The 7,508-nt window shown below is 34.5% G+C and carries 6 protein-coding genes, 1 tRNA gene and 1 other RNA gene; all 8 read left to right on the top strand.

What is annotated here, in order from left to right; translation table 11 throughout:
• Positions 1 to 130 precede the first annotated feature (130 nt).
• The 8 genes from J2Z43_RS06195 to J2Z43_RS06160 all read left to right on the top strand — a co-directional run bounded on the left by J2Z43_RS06195 (position 131) and on the right by J2Z43_RS06160 (position 7,462).
• Positions 131 to 205: transfer RNA gene (locus tag J2Z43_RS06195), tRNA-Thr, on the top strand.
• A 138-nt stretch (positions 206 to 343) separates the two neighbouring features.
• Positions 344 to 682: RNase P RNA component class A (gene rnpB, locus J2Z43_RS06190), an RNA gene on the top strand.
• A 375-nt stretch (positions 683 to 1,057) separates the two neighbouring features.
• Positions 1,058 to 1,501: a methylaspartate mutase subunit S gene (gene glmS, locus J2Z43_RS06185; RefSeq protein WP_209456316.1), complete on the top strand. Its 444-nt coding sequence runs from the start codon at positions 1,058 to 1,060 to the stop codon at positions 1,499 to 1,501.
• The gene (gene glmL, locus J2Z43_RS06180) at positions 1,479 to 2,861 is read left to right on the top strand and encodes a methylaspartate mutase accessory protein GlmL (protein ID WP_209456315.1); all 1,383 of its coding nucleotides are present in this window, start codon (positions 1,479 to 1,481) and stop codon (positions 2,859 to 2,861) included. Before glmS ends, glmL begins: the two co-directional genes overlap by 23 nt.
• A gap of 109 nt (positions 2,862 to 2,970) precedes the next feature.
• Positions 2,971 to 4,431, top strand: a complete 1,461-nt coding sequence (locus J2Z43_RS06175; protein ID WP_209456314.1) for a methylaspartate mutase subunit E — start codon at positions 2,971 to 2,973, stop codon at positions 4,429 to 4,431.
• A gap of 86 nt (positions 4,432 to 4,517) precedes the next feature.
• Positions 4,518 to 5,768: a methylaspartate ammonia-lyase gene (locus J2Z43_RS06170; RefSeq protein WP_209456313.1), complete on the top strand. Its 1,251-nt coding sequence runs from the start codon at positions 4,518 to 4,520 to the stop codon at positions 5,766 to 5,768.
• A gap of 1 nt (position 5,769) precedes the next feature.
• The gene (locus J2Z43_RS06165) at positions 5,770 to 7,155 is read left to right on the top strand and encodes an acyclic terpene utilization AtuA family protein (RefSeq protein WP_209456312.1); all 1,386 of its coding nucleotides are present in this window, start codon (positions 5,770 to 5,772) and stop codon (positions 7,153 to 7,155) included.
• Positions 7,148 to 7,462: a DUF4387 domain-containing protein gene (locus tag J2Z43_RS06160; protein WP_209456311.1), complete on the top strand. Its 315-nt coding sequence runs from the start codon at positions 7,148 to 7,150 to the stop codon at positions 7,460 to 7,462. Before J2Z43_RS06165 ends, J2Z43_RS06160 begins: the two co-directional genes overlap by 8 nt.
• The last annotated feature ends 46 nt before the right edge of the window (positions 7,463 to 7,508 follow it).

Raw genomic sequence — 7,508 nt, 5'->3', positions numbered from 1 at the left:
AGTGCAGCAATGTATGGAGCTTATCGATACTAATAGATCGAGGACTTGACCTGATTTTAGATGATTTACTAAATTATATATGTAGTTTTTAGAGTGCTAACAAATTAAAGTGCTGATAAAATCTTCATATGCTGGTGTGGCTCAACGGTAGAGCAGCTGACTTGTAATCAGCAGGTTGTAGGTTCGATTCCTATCACCAGCTCCAAATGGATTGTGTTTATACATAATCTTTTTTACTTTAGACCAATGGTTATATTTAGGACTATAAAATTGATAGTTGTATCAGTTTAAAATTCATTAATATGATTATAAAAACAAACAAATTGCAAATAAATTTATTAATCAAGTAAATCAGATAATCGCAAGTAGTTATGCTACTTGAGGAAAGTCGGAGCTCCATAGAGCAAAGGTGCTAGGTAACGCCTAGTGGAAGCGATTCTAAGGATAGTGCAACAGAAATAAACCGCCATTTATATGGTAAGGATGGAAAGGCGAGGTAAGAGCTCACCAGCGGTTAGGTGACTAGCCGGCTATGTAAACCCCACCTGGAGCAAGACCAAGATAGGATTAAAGAGTGCTGCTCGTACTCTCCGGTAGGTAGGTTGCTTGAGCTTATCGGTGACGATAGGCCTAGAAAGATGATTATCTAATACAGAACTCCGCTTATAGATTTGCTTGATTATAATAAATTAAATAAAAAAATGCTTTACAATGAAATTTAAGATTTTATTGTAAAGCATTTTTTTATTTGTATAAATATTATTTAAAGAATATACGGCAATATATATGTTATTTTTTAATATAAACAATATTTTTGTTTATTAAATTAAGAATATATATAGATTTTGAAGAGTAAATTATAATGTATTAGTTATATAAATTTCTGGTGGTATATAGAAATCTTGACAAATGAGTTTTATTGAACTACTATAAACTCGTAAAAACAAAAGAAACATTTATAATAGCCTATTTTAATAAAATGGAGTTAAATTAGGTAGAAATTTTATAATAATATTTAGACCATAAGCAGGAATATAAATGTGTCAGGGGTGATAAAATGGAAGAAAAAATAACTTTAGTTATAGGAGTTATTGGAGCAGATGTACACGTAGTTGGAAATAAAATACTCAATTACGCATTCACAGAAGCTGGATTTAATGTAATCAATTTAGGTGTAATGGTTTCTCAGAAAGAATTTATTGAAGCAGCAATAGAATCAGATGCAGATGCGATTGTCGTTTCATCACTTTATGGACATGGGGAAATCGATTGTAGAGGGTTAAGGCAAAAATGTGATGAAGCTGGACTAAAAAGTATAAAACTATATGCTGGTGGAAATTTAGTTGTCGGTAAAGCAGATTTCGGTACTGTTAAACAAGTATTTCTGGACATGGGATACGATAGAGTTTATCCTCCTGGAACTTCCCCAGAAATCACCATTTCAGATATTAAAATAGATTTTGGATTGGAGTTATCTAATGAAAGTATACCTAACATCTGATTTTGGAAGTACATTCACCAAACTAACAGCTATAGATATAGAAAGCAGGGAAATTATAGGTACCGCTAAATCATTTACCACCGTAGATACAAACGTAATAAATGGTTTTAAATCTGCACTAGATGAAATAACTAATCAATGTGGCAATATCAATTTTGATAAAATGATAGCGTCGAGCAGTGCAGCAGGTGGACTAAAAATGGTATCCTCTGGGTTAGTTGACGATATAACAGCTAAAGCTTCGCGTCTTGCAGCTACAAGTGCTGGTGCAAAAGTATTGAAGACTTATTCTTATGAATTAAGTAAAAAAGAACAACAAGAAATATATAATATAGAACCTGAGATTGTTTTACTGTCGGGAGGAATAGATGGAGGAAATAAAGATGTAATACTCCATAATGCTAGAATGATATCTGAAATTGAGAAAAAATTTTCTGTGATTATCGCTGGTAACAAATCGGCTTCAGATGAGGCGGCGGAAATAATAAATAGATCTGGAAAGGAAACAGTTGTATGTGAAAATGTAATGCCAGTATTTAATAAGCTAAATATACTACCTGCTAAGAAAGCAATACGCGATTTGTTTATTAAAAATATAATATCAGCTAAAGGGCTTGAAGAAGTTCAGGAACTTATGGCTTATGAAATTATACCTACTCCTCTAGCAGTTTTTGAGGCATCGCAATTATTGAGTAGGGGAACAGAAAAACAAGCTGGATTGGGCGAAATAATGGCTTATGATGTAGGGGGAGCGACAACAGATGTTTATTCATTGTCAGATGGCAATCCATCAAGACCTAATGTGTATATGCAGGGAATAAATGAGCCCTATGCTAAGAGAACTATAGAAGGGGATATCGGCGTTAGATATAGTATAAGCTCTTTGGTTGAAGAAGCGGGTCTTGACCGTATATGTGTTGAATCAGGGGCTACTGAGGATGAAGTTAATTTATGGATCGAAAGTTGTAGTAAAAATCCTGAGATTTTACCAACAGGATTAGAAAAAAATATAGATGAAGCAATGGCAAGTGAAGCTATAAGGATTTCTGCAGCGAGACATTGTGGATTTACTGAGACCACTTTTTCAACTATAGGAGAGGTTTTAATTCAAACTGGTAAAGATTTGACTGGAGTAAAATATATTATTGGTACAGGGGGTTCGGTTGTAAATAGCCGAAGTCCTATAAATATTTTAAAGAAATCTGTCTATGTACAATCTGATATAAATTTATTGAAGCCTATTAGTCCTAAATTTTTATTAGATAAAAGAAATTGCTTTGCGGCTATGGGATTATTGGGAAGAATAGAGCCAGAGATAGCTTTAGATATTATGAAAAAAGAATTTGTTGAAATTAATTAAGTATAACTGACATTTAAATATTATCATTCTTAAACGTATATAAAGTATTTTCGAATTTGATTATAAGAAATAATGGGAACTATATAATTTATAGGGAGCGATTAATTGTATGAATACAGATTTAAGAAATGAAAAATTAAGTGATGATTTATTTTGCAGTATACAAAAAGAAGTATTTGATCAATGGAATACATCAAAAGGTATCGACTTTAAAGAAGCAGTGGAATATCAAAAGAAGATACCTGATAATAAGCGTTTTTCTGATAAACTCAATAATGCAGAAAATAACGGGGTGACATTGATACAACCACGTGCAGGAGTTGCACTAGTTGACGAACACATTGAGCTTTTAAAATATCTAGAAGATGAAGGTAGGGCAGATTTACTACCTACAACTATTGATAGCTATACTCGACTTAATCGCTACGAGGAAGCCGAAGTTGGAATTAAAGAAAGTCAAAAATCAGGGCGTTCAATGCTCAATGGCTTTCCAGCAGTAAATTACGGCGTAGATATATGTAGAAAAGTAACTAGTGCTGTTAAAAGTCCAGTACAAGTACGCCATGGGACTCCGGATGCAAGACTATTGACTGAAATTTGCATAGCTGGAGGATTTACCTCTTATGAAGGCGGAGGAATTTCTTATAACATACCTTATTCAAAAAATCATTCCATAGAAAAGACCATATTTGATTGGCAGTATTGTGACCGCTTGGTTGGTATATATGAAGAAGCTGGGATTACTATAAATAGAGAGCCATTTGGTCCATTGACTGGTACATTAGTACCACCTTGTATATCTAATGTTGTTGCTATAATCGAAACCTTGTTAGCTGCTGCTCAGGGGTGCAAACATATAACTGTCGGATATGGACAGTGCGGCAATATTATTCAAGATATTGCGGCAATTAAAAGTTTAAAAAAGATGACTAAAAAATATCTAGATATAAATGGATTCTCTGATGTAACAGTCACAACTGTATTACACCAATGGATGGGCGGTTTTCCACAAGATGAATCTAAGGCTTTTAGCGTAATATCATGGGGAGCTGCTACGGCTTCCCTTGCAGGAGCAACAAAAGTAATTGTTAAGACACCACATGAAGCTGTGGGGATACCTACAAAAGAAGCAAACGCAGCGGGGTTAAAAACAACAAAGCAGATAGTATCTATGTTAAAAGATCAAAGTTTATTAAGTCTTAAAGAAGTTATTGATGAGTGTAGAATCATTGAAGCAGAGATGGAGAATATACTTTCTATTACAGAGGAATTGGGCAAGGGAGATTATGCTATTGGCACTGTCAGATCATTTGAAGCAGGAATCATAGATATTCCATTTGCACCAAGTAAGTACAATATGGGCAAAGTTATGCCAGTTAGAGATAATAATGGAGCAGTACGTTTCTTAGAATATGGCAATATACCTTTTTCAAAAGATATTATAGATTTTCACAGAGCTAAACTTGATGAAAGGGCAAAGAAAGAAAAACGCGATGTGAATTTCCAGATGGTTATAGATGATATTTACGCTATTGGGAAGGGGTATTTAGTTGGAAGGCCAAGACAGTAAATTAAGATAGTAAACCAATACAGTTTATTAGTTAACCAATACAGTAAATCAAACATATTTGTAACTAAAATATAGGAGGTGTATATATGAAAATTATAGATTTGATTTGTTCAAAAGGTAAGACAGGTTTTTTCTTTGATGATCAAAAAGCTATTAAGCTAGATGCCGAGGCAGACGGAAATACATATGTTGGTAAACCTGAGTTGCCAGGATTTAAGAGTATTAGAGTTGCAGGTGAATCTATATCTGTTATGTTTTTATTAGAAGATGGTCAGGTGGCATATGGAGATTGTGCAGCTGTTCAATACTCTGGTGCAGGAGGTAGGGATCCACTGTTTTTAGCTGATGATTTTATACCGATTATAGAAAGATGTATTAAACCTATATTTATTGATAAAGACATCACAACTTTTAGGGAGATGTCAGAAGTGGTAGACGGTTTAGAAGATGAAAAAGGTAACAAACTTCATACAGCTATACGTTACGGTGTAACTCAGGCTGTTCTAGATGCTGTAGCTAAATCAAAGCACAAGTTAATGGCACAGATTATAGCTGAAGAGTACGGACTAAAAGTATCGGATAAACCAATACCTATATTTTCACAGTCTGGAGATGATAGATACTTAAATACCGATAAAATGATTTTAAAATCTTCAGATATTCTTCCTCACGCTTTGATTAATAATGTAGATTTAAAACTCGGTAAAAATGGTGAAAAATTAAAAGAATACATTGGATGGCTTAGAGATAGAATTATTGATAAAAGACCTTATGGAAATTATTATCCAATACTTCATATAGATGTTTACGGTACATTAGGAATTGCGTTCAACATGGACTTTGAAAAAATAGTAGATTATTTAGGAGAGTTAGAAAAAGAAGCGAGACCATTTAAGTTGCGCATAGAAGGGCCTGTAGATGTCGGCGGTAGAGAGGCGCAGATGGAAGCATTGAAAATTATACGCAGTATGGAAGAAGAAAAGGGAATTAGCGTAGAGATTGTTGCGGATGAATGGTGCAATACTTATGAGGATGTACGCTATTTTACAGACAATAAATCTGGACATATGGCACAAATTAAAACACCCGATTTAGGCGGAATAAATAATACTATTGAAGCTGTAGTGTACTGTAAGGAGAATGGTATGGGAGCATATCTTGGAGGAACATGCAATGAGACAGATCGTTCAGCTCAAGTATGTGCACATATTGCAATGGCGACAATCCCAGATCAATGTCTCGCAAAACCAGGGATGGGTGTTGACGAAGGATACATGATTGTTTACAACGAGATGCAGAGAATAATTATGCTTAATGATAAAATGGGGGGTAATTAACATGAAGGAGTTAAGAGTACTTTCACCTACAGCTATATTAGGCTATGGATTTCCAGAGGAATCTTTTCTTGAGGGGATAAAAAGAAATCCTCATGTAATAGCGGTTGATGCTGGATCAACAGATCCAGGGCCATACTATCTAGGGGCGGGGGTTTCATTTACCGATAGAAATGCAGTTAAAAGAGATATGGAGTATTTGCTAAAAGCTGCTGTAGAAAAGAATATACCAGTGATTATAGGAACGGCTGGTGGATCAGGTGCGAATTGTCATCTCGAGTGGAATCTAGAAATACTTAAAGAGATTGCTAAAGAAAATCAGCTATCTTTTAAGATGGGCATAATTGAAGCAGAAATAGATAAATCTATCGTTATGCAGGAACTAAAAAATGGGAAAGTCAACCAGCTTTACCCCGCACCTAAAACAACTGAACAAGATGTTGAAGATTCAGTAAGAATTGTAGCGCAAATGGGTGTGGAACCTTATCTTAAAGCTTTGGAAGGAGGAGCGCAGGTAATTTTAGCAGGAAGGACTTATGACCCTGCTGTATTTGCATGTTTAGCGGTTAAAGAAGGTTTTGATAAGGGGCTAGCTATCCATATGGGGAAAATACTAGAATGTGCTGCTATTGCTGCTACTCCGGGAAGTGGAAGCGATTGTATGTTTGGATATTTAAGAGAAGATCATTTTGAATTAGAGCCATTGTCATCTATACGCAAGTGCACAACAATGTCTGTTGCAGCACATACTTTATACGAAAAGAGCAACCCAACTAGTCTACCAGGCCCAGGGGGAATATTGGATTTATCGGATACTAAATTTGAACAGTCTAAAGAAAATACAGTTATAGTGAGAGGAAGTCGTTTTATACCGACAGATGGCACTTACTATGTGAAGTTAGAAGGAGTTAAAAAAGTAGGATATAGAACGCTTTCTATTGCAGGTGTTAGAGATTCAATAATGATAAGTAAAATAGACGAGATTATTGATACAGTTAAAGATATGGTGTGGTCTAACTTTGAAAATTTCAATTCCAACGAATTCTTCTTGGATTTTAAGATATACGGTAAAAATGGAGCTATGGGTATATTTGAAAATCTAGATTTTGAAAGTGGTCAAGAGATTGGAATTGTTATTGAAGCTGTGGCACCGACACAAAAATTAGCAAATACTATCTGTAGTTTTGCTAGATCTACCTTATTGCATTTTGGATATGATGGTCGAATCTCAACAGCGGGCAATTTAGCATTTCCGTTTTCTCCTTCAGATTTTAAGGCTGGGGAAGTGTACGAGTTCAGTGTATATAGTTTAATGGAATCACCTGATCCATGTAAGTATTTTCCGGTAGAAATTAAGATGTGTAACAAGGGGGAATTAAATAATGTATAAATTAATTGATGTTGCGGATGTTATAAGGAGTAAGAATTCAGGACCCCATGAATTGACTTTTGATATAATATTTTCTGAACTTGAAGTATATAATAAATTTTCCAAGGCTAATGTAATAACTAAAGAATCTTTTGCAAAATTATATAAAATTGATATTAAAGATGTAATAGATGTTATATACTTTGATCCTGCCAAGGCAGTTAAAATAACAATAGTTAGACCTATAAGTTCAGGAGCACTTGGAGAAACAGATGTATATGGAGCCCAACAGCATTCTCCACTGTTAGATTTCAAATTCGATCTTTAGAATTTTTTAAGTATTAACCCAGAAAAATTTTCTAATGATAACATAT

Origin of the sequence: Metaclostridioides mangenotii, from assembly GCF_017873185.1 — a bacterium.
Taxonomy (GTDB): domain Bacteria; phylum Bacillota; class Clostridia; order Peptostreptococcales; family Peptostreptococcaceae; genus Metaclostridioides; species Metaclostridioides mangenotii.
This window is presented reverse-complemented; position numbering and strand designations above follow the sequence as displayed.

What these genes read in the sequence shown, in the direction of transcription:
- glmS (WP_209456316.1), top strand. Translation starts at nt 1,058, where the DNA reads ATGGAAGAAAAAATAACTTTAGTTATAGGAGTTATTGGAGCAGATGTA.
- glmL (WP_209456315.1), top strand. Translation starts at nt 1,479, where the DNA reads ATGAAAGTATACCTAACATCTGATTTTGGAAGTACATTCACCAAACTA.
- J2Z43_RS06175 (WP_209456314.1), top strand. Translation starts at nt 2,971, where the DNA reads ATGAATACAGATTTAAGAAATGAAAAATTAAGTGATGATTTATTTTGC.
- J2Z43_RS06170 (WP_209456313.1), top strand. Translation starts at nt 4,518, where the DNA reads ATGAAAATTATAGATTTGATTTGTTCAAAAGGTAAGACAGGTTTTTTC.
- J2Z43_RS06165 (WP_209456312.1), top strand. Translation starts at nt 5,770, where the DNA reads ATGAAGGAGTTAAGAGTACTTTCACCTACAGCTATATTAGGCTATGGA.
- J2Z43_RS06160 (WP_209456311.1), top strand. Translation starts at nt 7,148, where the DNA reads ATGTATAAATTAATTGATGTTGCGGATGTTATAAGGAGTAAGAATTCA.